This is a genomic window from Tamlana sedimenti (genome assembly GCF_038148895.1).
Lineage (GTDB): Bacteria > Bacteroidota > Bacteroidia > Flavobacteriales > Flavobacteriaceae > Tamlana.
The window spans coordinates 230,049-250,503 of record NZ_JBBVGQ010000002.1 but is presented as its reverse complement, the minus strand read 5'-3'; the positions used below and the strand labels follow the sequence as shown (position 1 = coordinate 250,503).

Below are 20,455 nucleotides of genomic sequence, written 5' to 3'. Positions count from 1 at the left end.
GAACTATAGCAATAAAATTGCGGTTGCAAATGTAGTTCATACTAGATAAGCACACAACTATTTTTTTACTTTTTTAAAAATTTTATTCGGGGTATTCTATCCTTAAATGATAAATGTTTGCCAGCTTGTGTTTTAACACTTTTTTTATCGACTGGATTTCCTTGAATGTAATATTAGCATTTAAAAACTGTCCTTCCTCAATTTGCTTATTTATAATGTTTTCAACAAAAGCTTCTATCTTGGTTGAGTTAGGTTCCTTTAAACTTTTAGAAGCAGCCTCAATACTATCACACATCATTAAAATGGCGGTTTCCTTGCTAAATGGTTTTGGACCAGGATAGCTAAAATCCTGTCTGTTTGCCTCATCATAATCCTTTTTCTCCTTCATATAAAAATAATAAACCAAACTCGTGCCGTGGTGCGTCCTGATGAAATCAATAACACGATCTGGTAAATTATTTTTTCTGGCAATTTCAATTCCGTTTAATACGTGGTCTATAATTATTCGGGCACTTTCTTTAGCAGAAAGTTCATCGTGCGGATTAATTCCAGTTGATTGGTTTTCTGTAAAATACGTTGGGTTTTTCATTTTACCAATATCATGATACAATGCCCCAACCCTGACCAACATGGCGTTTGCCCCAATTTCATTTGCCGAAGCTTCAGCCAAATTTGCCACATTTAAAGAATGGTGAAATGTACCGGGTGCCAAATTTGAAAGTTCTTTCAACAATTTTGTATTGGTATCCGACAGTTCCAAAAGTGATACATCCGAAACCAGACCAAAGAGTTTTTCGTAAGCGTAAATTAACGGCTGAACAAACAAAGTTGCAAGTCCACAAAGTATAAACCATATAAAGGTTTCCCATTTTAGTGTTTCAACACTACCCTCATGAATGACAAAAAACGCAAAATACGCAATGATGTAAATGAGTGTAATTTGCCCCACCGAAATGAACAAATTGGCACGTTTATAAAGTTCTGATACCGTTAAAATAGTCACGATTCCCGCAATAATTTGAAGAAACACATACTCATAGCTGTTGGGCACAATAAAGCCCAAAAGCAATACCGTTAAAACATGGGCAAATAATCCCAATCGGGCATCAAAAAAAGCCTTAAAAACCAAAGGTAAAATGCAGATGGGTACAATGTAAATGTACTTAGAATCGTAGTTTACCACTAAAGTGGTAATAAAAATTAAAAGTGCAATATTGAAGAAAATAAAAGTTACCTTGGTATTGTCTTCAAAAACATTTACCCTGTATTTTCTTAAAAACAACAATAACATGAGCAGTGCCAATGCCACGAGCAAGGTATAAGCAAACAGTATCCAATTGTAGTTGGATTTGCTCCAGACTTGCGACTCATATTCAGATTGTAGCGACTTTAAAATTTGATATTTACCACCTTCAACAACCTCTCCTTTTGAAACAATCAGAGTTTCCTTGGCAACGCTTCCCTTGGTATACGAAATTTTACTTAACTCATCTTGAAGAACATTATCTGTAACTTCCTTGTTGTAAGTCAGGTTGGGTTCTATTAAATCAAAAAACAAGGCAACATATGCTGTTTTATAACCAGACAGCTTATCCTTAACCAAAACTTTATCAATCACATTTGAAACCGCATCCTGTTGGACCAAACTTGAAAAAAAACCATCATTAATTTCTTCACGGCCATCGAGAATGGCAATTCTTTTATCATCAGGAAAATCATGGGTTTCAGCTAAAATTCCAAACTCGTAAAGCTGCGAAATGATTGTTTCTCCCGTTTGCTTTAATTTTTGGGTCAGGCTTCTGGACAATGTATCGGAAAAAACAGCTTGAAATTGAGCTTCAAAATTGCTTCTTACCTTGTTTTCAATGGTGTTATCTAAATCAAAGTATAAAACAGCATTATCGGTAAGTTCTTTCTTTTCTGAAGCTATTTCAGCATCAGTCTTTTTAATTGCAAAATCAAAAGGTGCTTGTAAACTTTCAGATTGCCAAGGTTTACCTTTTTCAAAGCTATATTTAAACTTTCCGCTTTTAGGAAATAAATACACAATTAAAACTGTGGTGCATATAAACAACAGTCCTTTGTAAATCAGGGAATGGTTTCTATATAGCTTGTTTATGAAGTCTTTCATTTAAAAATCAAATGTAATAAATATTAGGGGTTTCTCATTTTTTATAATGAATGAATCCTTCAGGTTTCTATCAAAAAATCATTATTTTCGCAATTACTAAAGTAAATATTTTAAACTAATGAATAACGAAGTAGTTATTGTTTCTGCAGTAAGAACACCAATTGGTAGTTTTTTGGGTGCACTATCTACAATAGAAGCTCCAAAATTAGGTGCCATAGCCATAAAAGGCGCATTAGATAAGATAAATTTAGACCCAAATTTAGTTGAAGAAGTTTTAATGGGAAATGTGGTGCAAGCCGGTACTGGCCAAGCACCCGCAAGGCAAGCTGCCATTTATGCAGGCATTCCCAATACGGTGCCGTGCACTACAGTAAATAAAGTTTGTGCCTCTGGGATGAAAGCAGTTATGCAAGCAGCCCAAGCTATTGCTTTGGGTGATGCCCATATTGTGGTTGCAGGCGGCATGGAAAATATGAGTTTAATTCCGCACTATTTACATGCACGTACAGGCACAAAATTTGGACCGACTACTTTAGTTGACGGTATGCAAAAAGACGGCTTGGTAGATGCTTACGACCAAAATGCTATGGGCGTTTGCGCCGATGCTTGCGCTATTGAATATAAATTCACAAGAGAAGACCAAGATGCCTTTGCCATTCAGTCGTATGAACGTTCTGCCGCTGCTTGGAAAGCTGGAAAATTCAATAATGAAGTTGTTCCTGTTGAAGTTCCCCAAAGAAGAGGCGAACCCATATTTGTAGTTGAAGATGAGGAATACAAAAATGTGCGCATGGATAAAATTCCGCAATTGCGCCCTGCATTTTCAAAAGAAGGCACGGTAACAGCGGCCAATGCCTCTACCATTAACGATGGTGCTGGCGCCATGGTTTTAATGAGTAAAGAAAAAGCTCAGGAATTGGGGCTAAAACCTTTGGCAACGATAAAAAGCTATGCAGATGCTGCCCAAGAACCGGAATGGTTTACCACGGCTCCCGCAAAAGCTTTACCGAAAGCATTAAATAAAGCAGGTATTGATTTAAAAGATGTTGATTTTTTTGAGTTTAACGAAGCGTTTTCTGTTGTTGGATTGGCTAATATGAAAATCCTCGGGCTTAACGACTCTAACGTAAATGTAAATGGTGGTGCTGTTTCATTAGGGCACCCACTAGGTTGTTCCGGTGTTAGAATTATAATCACACTTTTAAACGTTTTGGAACAGAACAATGCAAAAATTGGTGCAGCAGCCATATGCAATGGTGGCGGTGGTGCATCGGCAATTATTATAGAACGCAACTAAAGGTATTTAATGCAATACGGAATTTGTAATTTAAGCATTGTTCCCCTTAGAAATGAACCAGCAGACACCAGCGAACTTGTTTCGCAGATACTTTATGGTGAATTTTTTAAAATCTTGGAGCAACGCAAAAATTGGAGCAGAATAAGACTTTCTTTTGATAAGTACGAAGGCTGGGTAGACAACAAACAATATATTGAGATTAATGAAGAGGAATATAAATCTTTGAGAAGTGAATCACCAAAACTTTCTACAGATTTAGTTGAATTTATTGAAGACGACCAAAAGCAGCTTTTTCCAATTTCCATGGGCGCTACGCTGAATGGACTTTCGCTTTTAAACCATCATTATGATGGCAACTTTATAGAGCATAAAAATCCAAAATCAAATATTTTGCAAACTGCATTTTTGTATTTAAACACTCCTTATTTGTGGGGAGGCAAAACACCTTTTGGTATTGATTGCTCTGGATTTACACAAATGGTTTACAAACTAAATGGCTATAAATTACTGCGTGACGCCTCACAGCAAGCTACACAGGGTGAAGCCTTGAGTTTTATAGAGGAAAGTGAGCCTGGCGATTTAGCTTTTTTTGACAACAATGAAGGTGTCATTACCCATGTTGGCATCATCATGGAAGATAACTACATCATTCATGCCCATGGAAAAGTACGGATTGACAGATTAGACCATTCGGGTATTTATAATGCAGATAGAAGAATGCACACCCATAAATTAAGGGTCATTAAAAAAGTGATATAAAAAAAGCGCCTTTTAAAGGGGCTTTTTTATTGTATCATGAGTGTTTCTATTTTACATTCATTAACTCTACATCAAAAACCAAAGTAGCATTTGGGGGTATTACACCACCTGCTCCACGGCTACCATATCCTAAATGGCCAGGAATAACCAATCGGGCTTTATCACCTACCTTTAATAATTGAATACCTTCATCCCAACCTGGAATAACTTGTCCAACACCAATTGGAAACTCAATAGGCTGGTTTCTTTTATACGATGAATCGAAAACTGTACCGTCTGATAATTGTCCTTTATAATGAACAGAAACCGTTTTACCTTTCTCAGCCTTTTTACCGATCCCCTCTTGAATAATTTGGTAACGCAAACCACTCTCGGTTTTTTTAAAACCGGCAGCAATTTTATCCAACTCTGCCTCAGCAGCTTTTTTAGCCTCTGCAATTCTTTTTTCACGAGCACCTTCAAATGTTCTGAATGCTTCTACAGCATTAAAGCTTTCGGCTTCATCTCCTACTCGCAAAATCTCTAAACTTTCTATTTTATCACCTTGCTCAATGGCATCTACAACCTCTTGTCCGTGTTCTACTTTTCCAAAAACAGTATGCTTTCCATCCAACCATTCTGTTGCCGTATGCGTAATGAAAAACTGGCTTCCGTTGGTTCCAGGACCAGCGTTGGCCATAGACAAAATACCTGGTCCATCATGCTTTAAATCTGGATGAAACTCATCATCAAACTGGTAGCCAGGATTGCCTGCACCAGAACCTTGTGGGCAACCACCCTGAATCATAAAATCTGGAATAACCCTATGGAATTTTAAACCATCATAATATGGTTTACCTTGAGGTTTTGCACTATTTTCAAGATTTCCTTCCGCCAAAGCCACAAAATTACCAACCGTTCCCGGTGTTTTTTTGTATTCTAAAGCAACAAGTATTTCTCCTTTTGTTGTATTAAATTTTGCGTATAATCCGTCTTGCATTGTTCTAATTTTAAAGAAAGTGCAAATATAGGGAATGAAGCTTGAAGTCAGAAGCCTGAGGCTAGAAGTTTTAAGAATTTTTAATTAGCCACTTCGCTAATAAATTTTATTCGGTAAAGGCGTAATTCTTCATCGTCATAATCACCATCAAACTCATTGATTGCCGTTTTAATGTCGTCCGATTCCGATTCCATAAAATATTCGTGGATTTCCTCTTGCTGGTCCTCATCCAAAACCTCATCAATCCAATAATCAATATTCAATTTGGTTCCAGAATAAACAATAGCTTCCATCTCTTTTATGAACTCCTCCATGGTCATCCCTTTGGAAGAAGCAATATCATCAAGCGGCAATTTCCTATCGACGTTTTGAATGATGTACAATTTGTTCGAAGAGTTACTTCCAGTTGATTTTACGATTAAATCATCTGGTCTGGTAATATCGTTTTCTTCTACATAATTTGCTATTAAAGCGATAAAATCTTTACCATACTTTTTTGCTTTTCCATCACCAACGCCATGAACATTACTGAGCTCAGACATGGTTATGGGATACTTTAAAGCCATATCTTCCAAAGATGGGTCTTGAAAAATAACAAAAGGTGGTACACCAAGTTTTTTAGCATTCTTTTTTCTCAAATCTTTCAACATGCCCATTAAAACCTCATCTGCAACAGCACCACCTCCTTTTGATGCGGTAACTATTGAACCGTCTTCCTGATCGCCATCAAATACATGGTCTTCTGTCATCATGAAAGAATTAGGGTTTTTAATAAAATCCCTGCCTTGTTCTACCAATTTTATGACGCCATAAGTTTCTATATCTTTTCTCAGGTAACCAGCAACCAAAACTTGTCTTAGCAAGGCCATCCAATATTTTTTGTCCTTATCTTTTCCTTTACCAAAATAAGGTTGCTCGTTTGTTTTATGTGAATTGATAAGCGCATTTTCAATACCGACCAAAACATTTACTAGATCCTTAGACTTGTACTTCTGATTGGTTTTATCAATAACCTCTAAGAGCAATTTTACTTCATTCTTAGCTTCAATTTTCTTTTTAGGATGCCTAATATTATCATCCATATCACCGCCTTCACCAGTTTCATTATCAAACTCTTCACCGAAATAATGCAGGATAAATTTTCTGCGTGAAATAGATGTTTCAGCGAAAGCGACAACCTCTTGAAGCAATGCCTGGCCTATTTCCTGTTCGGCCACCGGTTTACCGGACATAAATTTCTCTAATTTCTCAATGTCCTTGTAATTGTAGAATGCCAAACAATGTCCCTCGCCACCGTCACGACCTGCCCTACCCGTTTCTTGGTAGTAACTTTCTATACTTTTTGGAATATCATGATGGATTACAAATCGAACATCGGGTTTATCTATACCCATTCCAAAGGCAATGGTAGCAACAACAACATCAACATCTTCCATTAAAAACTGATCTTGGTAATTGCTACGTGACTTGGCATCGAGACCAGCATGATAAGGTACGGCCTTAATACCGTTTACCTGTAATACCTGTGCCAATTCTTCCACACGTTTACGGCTTAAACAATAAACAATGCCCGACTTTCCATCATGTTGTTTTATGAAACGAATGATATCAACATCAACATTTTTAGTTTTTGGCCTAACTTCATAATAGAGATTTGGCCTATTGAATGACGCCTTGAATGTTTTGGCATTGGTGATGCCAAGGTTTTTTATGATGTCTTCTTGAACTTTGGGCGTTGCCGTTGCTGTCAATCCGATAATTGGAATTCCTTCTCCTATTCGTGCAATAATATGGCGCAAATTTCTGTATTCTGGCCTAAAATCGTGCCCCCATTCACTAATGCAGTGTGCTTCATCAATAGCCATAAACGAAATTTTCACCGAGCGCAAAAACTCAACGTTTTCATCTTTAGTCAATGATTCTGGAGCAACATATAATAATTTGGTAATTCCGTTAACAATATCTTCTTTAACCTTTTTAACTTCAGTTTTATTTAAGGAAGAATTCAGTACATGTGCAATTCCATCTTCTTTTGAAACACCACGTATGGCGTCTACTTGATTTTTCATTAAAGCTATAAGTGGCGACACTACTATGGCGGTGCCTTCTTGCATTAATGCAGGTAATTGGTAGCAAAGAGATTTACCACCACCAGTTGGCATAATGGCGAACGTATGATTTCCAGACAATAGACTATTTACAACATCTTCCTGAAGCCCCTTGAACTTGCTAAACCCAAAATACTTTTTAAGCGCAGCGTGCAAGTCAGTTTTTGTTATTGACATGTGAATTATTTACTTTAAAAAACAACTTTAGTAGTATTAAATTGTACGAACTAATTTAACAATACTTTTGAAGAACCCTCATATTTTTTTTCGTTAGTTTTGTAACGAAAAACCAAATTACAACAATTTTCAATTGTGATTATTCCTAAAGATAAGAAATTCTTTAAACATCAACTCAAAAATTGAAAAATTTGAAAGACAAAAGTTCAATTCTTAACACAGCCATAGAAACAATTAAATTGGAAAGCGATGCCATCTCAAATTTGGCCAACTTGGTAAATGATGATTTCGCAGAGGCTGTGGAACTCATTTATAATTCTAAAGGACGTGTTATCATTACCGGAATAGGCAAAAGTGCCATAATTGGCAATAAAATTGTCGCCACGCTTAATTCTACTGGAACGCCTGCCGTCTTTATGCATGCAGCAGATGCCATTCATGGCGATTTAGGATTAATACTTAAAGATGATGTTGTTATTTGCCTTTCCAAAAGTGGAAATACTCCAGAAATCAAGGTGGTGGTTCCATTAATCAAAAGAGCCCAAAATAAAATTATTGCCATTACAGGAAACAAGGATTCATTTTTAAGCCAACATGCCGATTATATCTTGAACGCTTTTGTTGAAAAAGAAGCATGCCCCAACAACTTAGCGCCAACAACTAGTACTACGGCACAACTTGTTATTGGTGACGCTTTGGCTATATGCCTATTGGAACTCCGAGGGTTTTCAAGTAACGACTTTGCCAAATACCACCCCGGTGGTGCATTGGGCAAAAAATTATATTTACGTGTTCAAGACCTTTCATCGGTGAACCAAAAACCAAAGGTGACTTTAAATACAAGCATCAAAGAGGTTATTGTTGAAATCACCGAAAAAATGCTGGGTGTTACGGCTGTTGTGGAAAATAAAAAAATTGTTGGTATTATTACCGATGGTGATTTACGTAGAATGCTGAGCAAAGTAGATGATTTTTCTAATTTAACGGCTAAAGATATTATGAGTTCCAACCCCAAACGTATTGAAGCCAAGGCTATGGCTATTGATGCTCTGGAAGTTATGGAAGCCCATGAAATATCGCAATTATTGGTTGAAGAAAATGGCAATTACGCAGGAGTTGTACACTTGCATGACCTAATAAAAGAAGGAATCATATAATGGCAAAAAAGGATGTTAATGAGATGTCTTTTTTAGACCATCTTGAAGATTTACGGTGGCATTTAATCAGAATTTGTTTGGCGGTAATCATTGTTGCCACCTTGGCTTTTATTTTCAGTAGAATTATTTTTGAAAAAATTGTTTTTGCTCCGTTGGACATGAGTTTTCCAACCTATCATTTTTTATGTAATGCCGCTAATTTTTTAGGTGTTGAAACCACATTTTGTGCTGAAAAAATGCCGATGATAATTCAAAACAGAACCATGGCCGGTCAATTTTCAGCAGATATCTGGACGGCCATTTTAAGTGGCTTCGTTATCTCTTTCCCTTATGTTATCTACCAACTTTGGAAATTCATTAGCCCAGGATTACATGCAAACGAACGGAAACATTCCCGTGGCTTTATCATCATTTCCTCGCTTTTGTTCTTCCTTGGTGTATTGTTTGGTTATTATATTGTCACCCCATTATCGCTAAACTTTTTGGCCAATTATAGTATTTCGGAAATTGTTGATAACCAAATAGACATCAGTTCATACATTGCATTGGTAAGGTCATCAGCTTTGGCTTCAGGTTTGATTTTTGAATTACCCATTATCATTTATTTCCTGACAAAAATTGGTTTGGTGACCCCGGAGATATTAAAGAAGTACAGAAAATACGCTTTGGTTATTGTTTTGATTCTTTCGGCCATCATCACACCACCAGACATTGCCAGTCAGGTCATTGTGGCCATTCCAATCTTAGTGCTGTACCAAGTAAGTATTTATATTTCAAAAATTGTAGTTAGAAACCAAAAACGTAAAGCCAAACAATATGCCTAATCTAGTTCAAGAATTCAACGATTATCGTTCTAAAATGAATGATAAAATTTTGGCAGACAACAATAAGGTCATCAAACGCATTTTCAATTTAGATACCAACGCTTACGCGGAAGGTGCTTTAGATGTTAAAACAAAAGAATTACTGGGATTGGTAGCTTCGGCCGTCTTAAGATGCGATGACTGCGTTAAATACCATTTGGAAACCAGCCATAAATTAGGATTGAAGAAAGAAGAAGTTGTTGAAGCATTAAGCATTGCTACATTAGTTGGTGGTACCATAGTCATCCCCCATTTACGTCGAGCATACGAATTTTGGGATGCTTTGGAATCCAATAATTAAACAAAAATCACGTTATTGCTATTATGATTTTAAAAGCCGAAAATTTAATGAAGTCCTACAGTGGGCGAAAAGTAGTAAAAGATGTTTCATTAAAAGTTGAACAAGGTGAAATTGTTGGACTTTTGGGACCAAATGGTGCGGGAAAAACAACGTCCTTTTACATGATTGTGGGACTGATAAAACCAAATGGCGGCCATATTTATTTAGATAAAACCGAAATTACCAAATACCCGATGTATAAACGTGCCCAAAATGGTATTGGCTATTTGGCTCAAGAAGCCTCTGTTTTTAGGAAACTTAGCATTGAGGACAATATTTTAAGCGTGCTGCAACTAACCAAATTGGGCAAAAAAGAACAGCACCACAAAATGGAATCGCTTATTGAGGAATTTGGTTTGGGACATATTCGTAAAAGTCGTGGTGACTTATTGTCTGGTGGTGAGCGCCGTAGAACTGAAATTGCCCGCGCATTGGCAACCGACCCTAATTTCATTCTTTTAGATGAACCATTTGCGGGTGTTGACCCCGTTGCTGTTGAGGACATTCAGCGCATTGTAGCCCAGCTAACCAAAAAGAATATTGGCATCCTTATTACAGACCATAACGTGCAAGAAACCCTTGCTATTACAGATAGAACTTACCTGATGTTTGAAGGCAGCATACTTAAAGCGGGTGAACCCGAAGAACTCGCCAATGATGAGATGGTACGTAAAGTATATTTAGGACAGAATTTTGAATTGCGTAAGAAGAAGATACGGGATTAGTTTTAAAAAAAACAAAAGACTATGCCCTTATCAGAAATTTACTTTTACATGATTCTAATTATAACTCAATTACTTTCATTTAGTATTATTTCTGGCGTAGAGGATTTAAAAGAAAAAAAATATTTTTTAAGATATTTAAAAATTGCAATTCCTATAAGTATTATTGGTATCTTAATGGAATTGATAGGTTGGAATTATTTATGTGATCTTCAATGTGTTTTTATTTGTTCTGTCCCTATTATAACTTTAATCTTTTCAAAAGGAATTATTAATCTTTTCAAACTAATTTTTAAAAAAGAGCCTTTTCAAATGTACCGTAATGAATTATCTGACGGTATTTGGATTGAAAATAAAGGTGACTTAGCTAACAAGTTTTACTATCAATTTTTTTCTTTTACAATTCTTATAGTTCCTATAATAGCATTAGTAGTAATATTCAAATTTTTAAATGACATCATGTGCTAATTTCATTTTAAACATCTAATCTACCGCTTCACAACCAACTTCTTCGTTACCAAAATATCATCATTACTTCTTAGTCGAACAAAATAAACACCATTTGATAGTTTAGAAGTGTTTACTTTTTGATTGTTAGTCAAGTTTTGAACTTCATTAACCAACCTTCCATGAACATCAAATATTTTAATGCCAACAGTTTTAATATTTGGACCAAAACTTAAGGCAATCTCATTGTTGGCTGGGTTGGGTAATATAGAAAACTCGTTTGTATCAAATTTTGTAGTATTTAAAGGCGCTCCAACAAACTTAAGTTTAATTACCGCTCCGTTGTCCGTTATTGTGTAAATGGTCAGTCCATCGGGGTCTATAGCCACATCTCTAAAACGCTCACTAGCAGAATGGAATTCCTCGTATGTCCCATCTTCCAAGGCAGAACCATCAGCATTTAGTTTTGTTCGAATAATCAGTCCTGTTTTTAGTGTTGGTATTAAAAGGGATGTTCCCCAGCCCGGAATCTTACCGCCCTCATAAATATCTATACTAGAGGGTGCCACGGTTGGCCATCCTGAAGAGCTTCCTGCTGTGGGTTCTGTTGCCAATGTTGTATTATAAGTCCCTATTGGCGGCATAAAATTGGGCATGCTGGCTGCAGATGTTGATTCCTCTATTGGAGCCTCTGGGCAATTGTCAATAATATTGCTATAAGACCCACAACTTGATGGGTAATTTGACCAATTACAATATGCATATCCCATATCGTCATTATAACCAGCGATTAAAGGCCATCCATAATTTTTCCCAAATTCAATAATATTTAATTCATCATCCGTTTTATCGCCATGTTCAGAAGAATACAATCTTCCGTTTGAACCAAACACCAATCCTTGGGCATTTCTAAATCCGTAGGCATACACGTGGCTTATGACACCGTTGAGTTCAGGGTTGTCTGAAGGGATACTTCCATCCAAATTCAACCGAAGTATTTTTCCTTTATAATCGGAATAATCGGTTGGGCTTGTTGGTAAATATTGAGCCCTAATCTCGGTGCAAGCCTTGCTTCCCCTATTAGCAGCAAAATCACCAATAGTCCAATAAATTTTTAAGTCAGGACCAATAACTATTTTGCCCGAAGTGTGGTCGTTATTCGCTTCAATACCCTCAATAATTGTGGTTGCTGTACCACTGTCAAAAGCTCCTGACGCAGAATTATAAGTGTATCGAGCGATACGAAATGCAATGGGAAGCCCCAAACTTGACGTTGCGTCATAGGTATAAAGCAAATAAACGTAGTTGTTAGTTGATGTGTTAATATCGGTATACAAATCAGGATGAATGGCCATTCCCATCAAGCCATTTTGACTGGCGTTTTGCAAAACCAATCCTGACAAGTTCAACATCTCTGTTTTTGCTCCTGTGGTTGGATTTACCCTTACTAATTTTTTGCCCTCGCGTTCTGTTATCCACAAATTTCCATCAGGCCCATATAACATAGTATTCGGTTTTGCTAAAGCTCCGTTGGCCGTTACGTTTGAAACTGTCCAATCTGTGCCTGAAGTAACAGGTGTTTGCGCCACCATAATATTTAGCCACATTAGACTCAGCATAATTGTAAATTGTTTCATATAAAGTTTAGTTTTATATTTGCTTTTTTCTTGCAATAAGTTTCTTAAACCCTGTGATAATCAAAAAAGCCACAAAACCTATCACCAGCCCTAAAATAAAATCTTTTATGAAGGACGGCCAATCTTCTACAAAATGGTGGAAATACTCAATATTATGTGAAAAAATCCCTCCTGCAACCAGAATAAGGGCAATAGTACCAATAACCGAAAGACTTTTTATAATAACCGGTAGAGCCCTGATCAAAAGATTTCCTAAACCAAAAAAAAAGCCCTTTTTACCTGCTCCCCTTTTTATTAATGCAGTACCTAAATCATCCATTCTAACAATAAGAGCTACAATGCCGTAAACCCCAATGGTGGCAATAATGGCCACCATAGAAACGACCAAAATCTGAAATGAAATAGGCTTGTTTAAAACGGTACCCAAGGCTATAATCACTATTTCGATAGACAATATAAAATCTGTAAAAATGGCAGACTTTATTTTAGCCTTTTCAATATCTAGAACTTCTCCAGCCTCTTTGTTTTTTATTTTAGCATGGTCATTGTCATGTTTGTGAGGTACAAAATATTCTACAATTTTTTCAACACCTTCAAAAGCCAAGTAAATTCCTCCTAAAATTAAAATTAGAGTTACAGCCCAAGGTAAGAACGAACTGAGCAAAAAAGCAATAGGCAAAATAATAAGTTTGTTTAAAAACGAACCTTTAGTAATAGCCCACAACACGGGCAATTCACGTGAAGATACAAAACCAGTGGCCTTTTCAGCATTCACTGCTAAATCATCACCCAGAATACCAGCGGTTTTTTTTGTTGAAACTTTAGTCATTACTATAACATCATCCATTAATGCTGCTATATCATCTAATAAAGCAAAAATTCCTGAGGCCATTAAAATGTTTTATTTGAAGTTAAATTGTCAAAAACCGACATAGATATATATACTAAAATGATTATTGGGATGGCAGCAAACTTTAAAACAATGAGCAGTACCAAACAAAGCATGACAAAAATATAACGGGTAGCATTGTTTTTAAAACTGAAATCCTTGAATTTTAGAGCAAATAACTTAATTTTTGAATTTAATAAATAACAGCTCAAAATCGTCAATAAAATTAAAAACCATTTGTTTAAAATAATGGAATTCATAGTATCGTTATTTTGAAATTCCAGAATTAATGGCAAAGATATGATTAGCAGCGTATTTGCCGGTGTCGGCAAGCCTTTAAAATAAGTTTGTTGGTCTTCATCTATATTAAATTTTGCTAGTCTGTAAGCAGAGGCTAAGGTGATTGCCAAACCTAAAAGAGGTAAAATATTGTATGTATACGTACTCCCTTTAAAATCCATACTACTCCCCCAATCATTTTCCGAGTTTACAAGCATAGGAGTTTCTAAAGTCAGTTCCAAAAGCTTAAACATAACAATTCCTGGCACTACGCCACTGGTAACCATATCAGCAAGAGAATCCAGCTGCAAGCCCAAGTCACTTTGAACTTTTAATTTTCTAGCTGCAAAACCATCAAAAAAATCGAAAAATATCCCAACAAACACAAACAGAGCAGCAGCTACAAAGTTGTTGTTGACTGCCAAAACAACCGCAATACATCCACTCAATAAGTTTAAAAGCGTTAAAGCATTGGGTATGTGTTTTATCATAAGATGATTGTTTCTGTAAAAATAGTAAACAATTTTCGTCTAAAGCAAGCAATAAACAATATCTGATACAATTTGAAGTTTATAGGTTTATAAATTATGTGCATATTTGTAAAAAAATTGCGATTGAGACTTTACATCACCACATTGTTATGTGCCTTATCTGTAACCCTGTTCAGTCAAACCACTAGAAAATATTCTAACGAGTTTATGAATATTGGTGTAGATGCTGCTGCATTAGGAATGAGCAGTGCCGTAACCGCTCATTCGGCCGATGTGAATTCCGGATATTGGAATCCTGCAGGATTGTTAAAACTGGAAGATAACCAATTAGCTTTGATGCACTCCAGCTATTTTGCCAATATTGCCAATTATGATTATGCCGCTTTTGCTATGCCATTGGACAATGAAAGTGCCGTTGGAATTTCATTAATCCGTTTTGCTGTTGATGATATTTTGAACACCACCCAACTTATTGACGAACTGGGCAATATCAATTACGATAGGATTAGCTTATTTTCCACCGCCGATTATGGCTTAACGTTTTCATACGCCAGGTCATTACCTGTTCAAGGCCTTAACTACGGTGTAAATGCAAAAGTAATTAGAAGAATTATTGGTGACTTTGCCTCTTCGTGGGGATTTGGACTGGATTTAGGACTTCAGTTTGAAACCGACAATAATTGGAAATTTGGTGTTATGGCCAGAGATATTACGACCACATTTAATGCTTGGGCTATTGATGAGAATGAGTTTGAAACCATTAGGAATGCTGTTGAGGGTCAAAACCAAGAATTGCCCGAAACTACCGAAATCACCATCCCAAAATTGCAACTTGGGATTTCTAAATTGGTTGATTTCAATTACGATTACACCTTGTTGACTTCATTGAATTTGAATGTTCGTTTTGAAGAGAACAACGATATAATTTCTACTTCGGTAGCCAGTATAAATCCGGCGTTAGGTTTTGAATTTGGGTATATAGACATGGTCTATTTGCGTGCGGGGATGGGTAATTTTCAAAATGAAACCCAATTTGATAATTCCGAGCAATTAAGTTTTCAGCCCAGTTTTGGTCTGGGTTTTAAATACAATGGCATTCAAATAGATTATGCCTTTACTGATATTGGTGACCAAAGTGTGGCCTTATATTCAAATGTGTTTTCTTTAAAACTCGATTTTAGTATCTTTAGATGATGCAAAAAATACTATTATTTTTCATTTCCCTTTTTCTATTATCTATTTCTCAGGCACAGGAAATTCAGTTATCCGAAAATGCTGAAATAAGCGTCCTTACTGTTGGCCCAGGCCCCTCGCTTAACGATGCCTTTGGACATAACGCTTTTAGGATTAAAGACCCAAAAAATGGTATTGATGTTACTTATGGTTATGGCGAATACGATTTTGATGCGCCAAATTTTTATCTAAAATTCGCACAAGGAAAGCTGAACTATTTAATCAGCAAAGCAGATTTTAATAGATTTTATCAAGTTTACAGGTATTATAATCGCTCAATAAAAGAACAAACTTTAAATCTTTCGGAAGCTGAAAAGCAAAAGTTGTACGATTACTTGGTTAACAATTATAAACCTGAAAACAGAGCTTATTTGTACGATTTCTTTTTTGACAATTGTGCCACGAAAATTAAAGATGTCGCCCGAGTTACTTTAAACAATAATATTCAATTCAATTTACCTAAGGATTATAAAGAGGCCACCTTTAGAACAATGATTCAAAAAAATCTGAACAGAAATTCTTGGGGAAGCTTGGGCATTGATGTGGCCTTGGGGTCAGTAATTGATAAGCAAGCAACTGCTGAAGACCATATGTTTTTACCTAAAAACATTTATGCTTTTTTTGAAAATGCCACCATAAAAAATGGTGAAGAACCTTTGGTAAAAAATAGCCAAATTATTTATACTAAGAGAGAGGTTCCTGTTACCAATTCGTTTTTTACCAGCCCTTTATTTATTTTAGGGTTAGTAGGGCTATTTATTATGTATATTACCTACAAGGATTACAAAAATACTACCCAGTCAAAATGGTTGGACGTTACACTTTTTAGTCTTACTGGTATTATTGGAATCTTTATTCTATTGCTTTGGTTTGCAACAGACCATAAAGGCACACACCAAAACTACAATTTGCTTTGGGCATTTGCACTTAACATTTTAGCCATTGGTCAATTGTTCAAAAAGAAAGTTAGCGGATGGTTTATAAAGTATATCAAGCTTTTGGTTATTCTGCTATGTCTACTAACTCTTCATTGGATTATAGGCGTTCAAGTATTTGCTATCGGCTTGATTCCACTATTAATTGCACTAGGAATAAGATATTTATTTTTAGTAAAACATTATTCTACTGACCAATAAATAGCCAGTTCAACTATTGCCCACGGAAGAAAATTACCGTACTCAACGTTTTTATCAACACGTTCATATCAAGGAAAAAACCTCTGTGTTTGATGTAGTAAAGATCATACTGAAGTTTTAGCAAGCTGTCATCGACCGAGGAACCATACCTTGTTTTTACTTGCGCCCAACCTGTAAGCCCCGGTTTAACCATGTGTCTTGTTTCATAAAACGGAAGCATTCGTGATAATTCCTTAACAAAAAATGGACGTTCAGGACGAGGGCCAATCAAACTCATTTCACCTTTTAAAATATTGATGAACTGAGGAATCTCATCCAACCTCGAGTGTCTTAAAAATTTTCCGAAAGGCGTTATCCTTGTATCGCCTTTTTTTGCCCAAACGGCACCTGATTTTTCAGCATTCTTAATCATTGTGCGGAACTTTATAATCTTGAAGACATTTCCATTCTTACCAACTCTATCCTGTAAATAAAAAAGGGGGCCACGGTTGCCCAAAAGATTACCCAAAACAATTAATGGCAAAAAAGCAATGCCAATTAGTAATCCTGCAACCGAGATTAAAACATCAAAAAGGCGATGAAAAAAAAGGTAAAATTTATTTTGGTTATTTCTACTAAATGGAAAATATCTGTAAAAATCCTTGCCCACAAACTGAACGGGGATACGCTGGGTTAAATCTTCATAAACTTGGGTATATTCGTTTATTGGAAAGCCCTCCTCCAGCAACTTTATCAAGGTGTAATAGATTTCAGAAGTTATATTTTCTGTGCTATAACTGGCTACAACAATTTCCGATAAATTTTCTCTCTCTACAACTTCTCTAATTTCGTTTGGACGGTATTCAGGTACTCCTTTGAACTTTACGCCTGCATTTTTACTCACTTCACAATTTACAAACCCAACAATCTTATAATTGGGGTCTGATGCATTAAAGGTATCAACAATGGTTTCTATATTTGAGGTTTCACCTATGACCAAAACTTTTTTGTAAAAACGTGGCGAAACAATAAAAGAAATATAAGCCCAACGCCACAAAAACAAAGCAATAAGAATTGAAAAGAAAAAAAACAAGATTTGTAAACGATTATCAGGTAATACAGGTGTAAAAAACGGTGTTAAAAAGTAAAACAGTACTGTTGTTGAAACCGTAAACACAATACTTGTTGAAATTTTTTCAATTTTACTGGATTTTTGCAAATCATAAAGTTCAAAGACCGTCCCAAAAATGGACACATAAAGAATGAGCACAAATACCCATCTCCAGTTCTCTTTGGTTATTGTAAAATAGTCAAAATCAAAGGTGTTTCCAACAAAGTATAATAATGCCAATATTGAAAGAATATCAAAAACACGCAGCAGAATTTTACGTTCCGAGATATTAAAATGAATACTGGGTTTTGACATTTTTATGGGCTAAAAGAAGAACATAAATATAACAACTATAATTTTAATGAAAAGAAAATTATTTCAACACTTCAAACCACTGCTTTTTAACGAATTCCCAATCAAAATGTTCAACAAAATTGCGTGCTTCAATGGCCGTTTTATTAGCTTGGTGTTTTGAATGGAACAAATTTAGAACGGCCTGCGCTAACGTCTCAACAGAATTCGGCTCTACCAAAATTCCACGTTTACCATGCTCAATCAAAAAAGGCATACCCCCAACATTGGTTGAAATCACTGGTAGTCCCAAAGCCATAGCTTCAATAACGCTTACGGGCATGTTATCAAAATTGCTAGTATTGATAAAAACGTTGTAATTGGCCGAAAGCGAAATCCAATCTTGTTTTGATAATTTTCCTGTAAAACGGACATCAACACCCAACTCTTCAGCAAACATTTTTGCTTCTTCAAGACTGCCATCACTATCTGGCCCAACCATACAAAGCTCAGATTCAATGCTTTGTTCTTTGAGGGTCTTTAAAACCTGAATGGCCAGAAACGGGTTGTATATTTTTGAAAATGAACGTACCCAAAGCATTTTAATCGTATCATAATTTCGTCTTTTGAATGGATACTGTTTAATCTCAATGGCATTCGGAATATGAACAACGTTTATAAAACCTAAAGCCTTAAATGCGGATATCATATAGATAGAAGGCGCCACATTAATAAAAGCATTATTAAAAATGGCCTTAGACAATTTTGGTGATGTTTTTAATCTTTGCGGCAAGTTCCCACCGTGAAGAATTGGAATGTATTTCAACCCCAAAATTCTGGAAAGCTGACTAACAAAATAAGCGTAATAAAAATTTAGGGTGCTGTAGGTATCAATTAAAACAAAATTAGCCTTTTTTCTATATTTAAAACAAGTAAAAAGCATATCCAACAACCTCAGTAGAATATTTTTTTTGCTGGATGCCGAATAGACTTTAAATCCTGAATTTTCAAGCAACAGAGATAATGTATCAATCGCCGAAACATTGGATTTCCCTTTCGCATTCGATTTATTTCCTATATAAATAAGGGTTTTCAAGTTTTTCTAAACGTTAGATGTTTTCTGTAGTTTTGCTTCCATTCCATTTTTCATTGGCTTTCTGAACTTTTTCGAATTAAATTGAACATCCAGCAAACACAATCCATAAACAAAAGCAGGCGCTGCTATGCGCATTGCGGAGTGGTTTATGGTTAAAAACCAGAAAAAATAACAAGAGTAAAAAAATACATTTGATTTGTTCTTGAGCCTAAAAAATAGTGGTGTTAACAATAAAATTAAAAAGGCTGTAACACCAAACAACCCATGCTCCGATAAAATACGGCTCATTTCATTATGAGATGCCGCCAATACACCCTCTTTCTGCTCCCTTAATTGTTTTATCTTTCCAACACCAACGCCTAATACCGGATTGTTTAAAAACTCTTCAATTTCAAATGAAATTAAATCGCTTCTACCGGTTGTGATATCTTCCTTCTCCCTTCCCAAGGCATCTTTGTTTGCATATCTGTATTCTATTAAACCACTTGTTTGAACTTTTGAAAATACCCAAACAGAAAATGCCAACCCAACAAAAACAAAAACTACTCGACTGATTCTTAATTTGGCCTTTATGTTGACTTTCCTAAAATAGAAAATGATGAAAACGGCTATCATAATCAATGCTGTAATAATCCCTCCTCTACTGAAGGTAACAATACCCCTAAAACTCAATGCCGCAAGGATTAATCCATTTATAATTTTAAGCAATAATGTTGGTGACAACATAAAAAAGCGCAGCGTAAAAACGAACATGCCCAACCCTAAAACCGTTGATACTTGATTGGGGCCAAACCCTCCTGATGCGGCGAAATTTGAACCAGTCCCTGTCAAGGTTTCTCTAATGTCCGGAGTGTATAAAAACAAGTAAACGGTCATGGCGACTAAAGGCAAACCCATATACAAAAGAACATTTTGCATATTTTGATAGCTTATTTTTCGTTTGAAACAAAAAATTGAAACTATCCCCAAACAGACAGGACCACTCAAATTAAATGCAATATCTGTTCGCAAAGTTGATTGTTCTGTGGCATTAAATCCTGCAACCAAAATTCCGGGAACAAGTAGAAAGATATAGAGAATATAAGGTATTGGTTGTTTGCTTAATCGTGTCGTAAAAACTCCCAATAAGGTAAAAAGAATAACCAAATACTTGGAGGCTTCGTACAATAAATTACCCCCTGTCATCCTTATAAAAACTTCTGCTCCCACAACATAACTACATGCCAACAACACATTTAAAGCTTTTTGTGATGGCTTCGCCCTCACTATTTGGAAGAAGAAATAGACAGAAATAGCCAATAAATAAACTTTTGACAAAACTGAAAAACCATAA

18 protein-coding genes are annotated in these 20,455 nt (G+C 35.9%); 9 read left to right on the top strand and 9 right to left on the bottom strand.

Annotation, left to right across the window (positions count from 1 at the left end; translation table 11 throughout):
* Window positions 1–82: 82 nt before the first annotated feature.
* A complete protein-coding gene (locus tag WJN01_RS07160) occupies window positions 83–2,131 on the bottom strand; it encodes an HD family phosphohydrolase (RefSeq protein WP_445196469.1) in 2,049 nt (682 codons plus the stop codon).
* Window positions 2,132–2,249: 118 nt separating this feature from the next.
* Here WJN01_RS07160 and WJN01_RS07155 point away from each other — a divergent pair, with 118 nt between their 5' ends.
* Both WJN01_RS07155 and WJN01_RS07150 read left to right on the top strand, forming a co-directional pair.
* Window positions 2,250–3,428, top strand: coding sequence for an acetyl-CoA C-acyltransferase (locus tag WJN01_RS07155; RefSeq protein ID WP_445196468.1), 1,179 nt, complete (start codon window positions 2,250–2,252; stop codon window positions 3,426–3,428).
* Window positions 3,429–3,437: 9 nt separating this feature from the next.
* Window positions 3,438–4,187 carry a C40 family peptidase gene (locus tag WJN01_RS07150; protein ID WP_445196467.1) on the top strand — a complete coding sequence of 250 codons (750 nt, stop codon included), beginning with the start codon at window positions 3,438–3,440 and terminating at the stop codon, window positions 4,185–4,187.
* Between the two features lie 46 nt (window positions 4,188–4,233).
* Here WJN01_RS07150 and WJN01_RS07145 read toward each other — a convergent pair whose 3' ends face one another.
* On the bottom strand, window positions 4,234–5,166 hold the full coding sequence (locus tag WJN01_RS07145) for a peptidylprolyl isomerase (RefSeq protein WP_445196466.1): 933 nt from the start codon (window positions 5,164–5,166) through the stop codon (window positions 4,234–4,236).
* A gap of 80 nt (window positions 5,167–5,246) precedes the next feature.
* Window positions 5,247–7,451 carry a RecQ family ATP-dependent DNA helicase gene (locus WJN01_RS07140; protein ID WP_445196465.1) on the bottom strand — a complete coding sequence of 735 codons (2,205 nt, stop codon included), beginning with the start codon at window positions 7,449–7,451 and terminating at the stop codon, window positions 5,247–5,249.
* Between the two features lie 191 nt (window positions 7,452–7,642).
* Between WJN01_RS07140 and WJN01_RS07135 the strand changes: the two genes are divergently transcribed.
* Genes WJN01_RS07135 through WJN01_RS07115 form a run of 5 tightly spaced genes read left to right on the top strand, consistent with a single transcriptional unit; the run spans window position 7,643 to window position 11,001 of the window.
* Window positions 7,643–8,608: a KpsF/GutQ family sugar-phosphate isomerase gene (locus tag WJN01_RS07135; RefSeq protein ID WP_445196464.1), complete on the top strand. Its 966-nt coding sequence runs from the start codon at window positions 7,643–7,645 to the stop codon at window positions 8,606–8,608.
* Window positions 8,608–9,432, top strand: a complete 825-nt coding sequence (tatC, locus tag WJN01_RS07130) for a twin-arginine translocase subunit TatC (protein ID WP_445196463.1) — start codon at window positions 8,608–8,610, stop codon at window positions 9,430–9,432. The genes WJN01_RS07135 and tatC overlap by 1 nt, the downstream gene beginning before the upstream one ends.
* The gene (locus WJN01_RS07125) at window positions 9,425–9,772 is read left to right on the top strand and encodes a carboxymuconolactone decarboxylase family protein (protein ID WP_445196462.1); all 348 of its coding nucleotides are present in this window, start codon (window positions 9,425–9,427) and stop codon (window positions 9,770–9,772) included. Before tatC ends, WJN01_RS07125 begins: the two co-directional genes overlap by 8 nt.
* 23 nt (window positions 9,773–9,795) lie before the next feature.
* Window positions 9,796–10,536, top strand: coding sequence for an LPS export ABC transporter ATP-binding protein (gene lptB, locus WJN01_RS07120; RefSeq protein WP_445196461.1), 741 nt, complete (start codon window positions 9,796–9,798; stop codon window positions 10,534–10,536).
* A gap of 21 nt (window positions 10,537–10,557) precedes the next feature.
* The gene (locus tag WJN01_RS07115) at window positions 10,558–11,001 is read left to right on the top strand and encodes a hypothetical protein (protein WP_445196460.1); all 444 of its coding nucleotides are present in this window, start codon (window positions 10,558–10,560) and stop codon (window positions 10,999–11,001) included.
* A gap of 20 nt (window positions 11,002–11,021) precedes the next feature.
* Here WJN01_RS07115 and WJN01_RS07110 read toward each other — a convergent pair whose 3' ends face one another.
* The 3 genes from WJN01_RS07110 to WJN01_RS07100 are packed head-to-tail and all read right to left on the bottom strand — an operon-like array spanning window position 11,022 to window position 14,276.
* Entirely contained in the window at window positions 11,022–12,617 is a 1,596-nt protein-coding gene (locus WJN01_RS07110) for a PQQ-dependent sugar dehydrogenase (RefSeq protein ID WP_445196459.1), read from the bottom strand.
* A 13-nt stretch (window positions 12,618–12,630) separates the two neighbouring features.
* Window positions 12,631–13,509: a DUF808 domain-containing protein gene (locus WJN01_RS07105; protein WP_445196458.1), complete on the bottom strand. Its 879-nt coding sequence runs from the start codon at window positions 13,507–13,509 to the stop codon at window positions 12,631–12,633.
* The gene (locus tag WJN01_RS07100) at window positions 13,509–14,276 is read right to left on the bottom strand and encodes a CDP-alcohol phosphatidyltransferase family protein (protein WP_445196457.1); all 768 of its coding nucleotides are present in this window, start codon (window positions 14,274–14,276) and stop codon (window positions 13,509–13,511) included. Before WJN01_RS07100 ends, WJN01_RS07105 begins: the two co-directional genes overlap by 1 nt.
* A 123-nt stretch (window positions 14,277–14,399) precedes the next feature.
* Here WJN01_RS07100 and WJN01_RS07095 point away from each other — a divergent pair, with 123 nt between their 5' ends.
* A complete protein-coding gene (locus WJN01_RS07095; protein ID WP_445196456.1) occupies window positions 14,400–15,470 on the top strand; it encodes a putative type IX sorting system protein PorV2 in 1,071 nt (356 codons plus the stop codon).
* Window positions 15,467–16,645 carry a lipoprotein N-acyltransferase Lnb domain-containing protein gene (locus WJN01_RS07090; protein ID WP_445196455.1) on the top strand — a complete coding sequence of 393 codons (1,179 nt, stop codon included), beginning with the start codon at window positions 15,467–15,469 and terminating at the stop codon, window positions 16,643–16,645. The genes WJN01_RS07095 and WJN01_RS07090 overlap by 4 nt, the downstream gene beginning before the upstream one ends.
* Window positions 16,646–16,658: 13 nt before the next feature.
* Here WJN01_RS07090 and WJN01_RS07085 read toward each other — a convergent pair whose 3' ends face one another.
* Genes WJN01_RS07085 through WJN01_RS07075 form a run of 3 tightly spaced genes read right to left on the bottom strand, consistent with a single transcriptional unit; the run spans window position 16,659 to window position 20,421 of the window.
* Entirely contained in the window at window positions 16,659–18,050 is a 1,392-nt protein-coding gene (locus WJN01_RS07085; RefSeq protein WP_445196454.1) for a sugar transferase, read from the bottom strand.
* 58 nt (window positions 18,051–18,108) lie between these two features.
* Window positions 18,109–19,122 (bottom strand): glycosyltransferase family 4 protein, encoded by a 1,014-nt coding sequence (locus WJN01_RS07080; protein ID WP_445196453.1) that lies wholly within the window; start codon window positions 19,120–19,122, stop codon window positions 18,109–18,111.
* A 6-nt stretch (window positions 19,123–19,128) separates the two neighbouring features.
* Window positions 19,129–20,421, bottom strand: coding sequence for an O-antigen ligase family protein (locus WJN01_RS07075; RefSeq protein WP_445196452.1), 1,293 nt, complete (start codon window positions 20,419–20,421; stop codon window positions 19,129–19,131).
* Window positions 20,422–20,455: the final 34 nt, after the last annotated feature.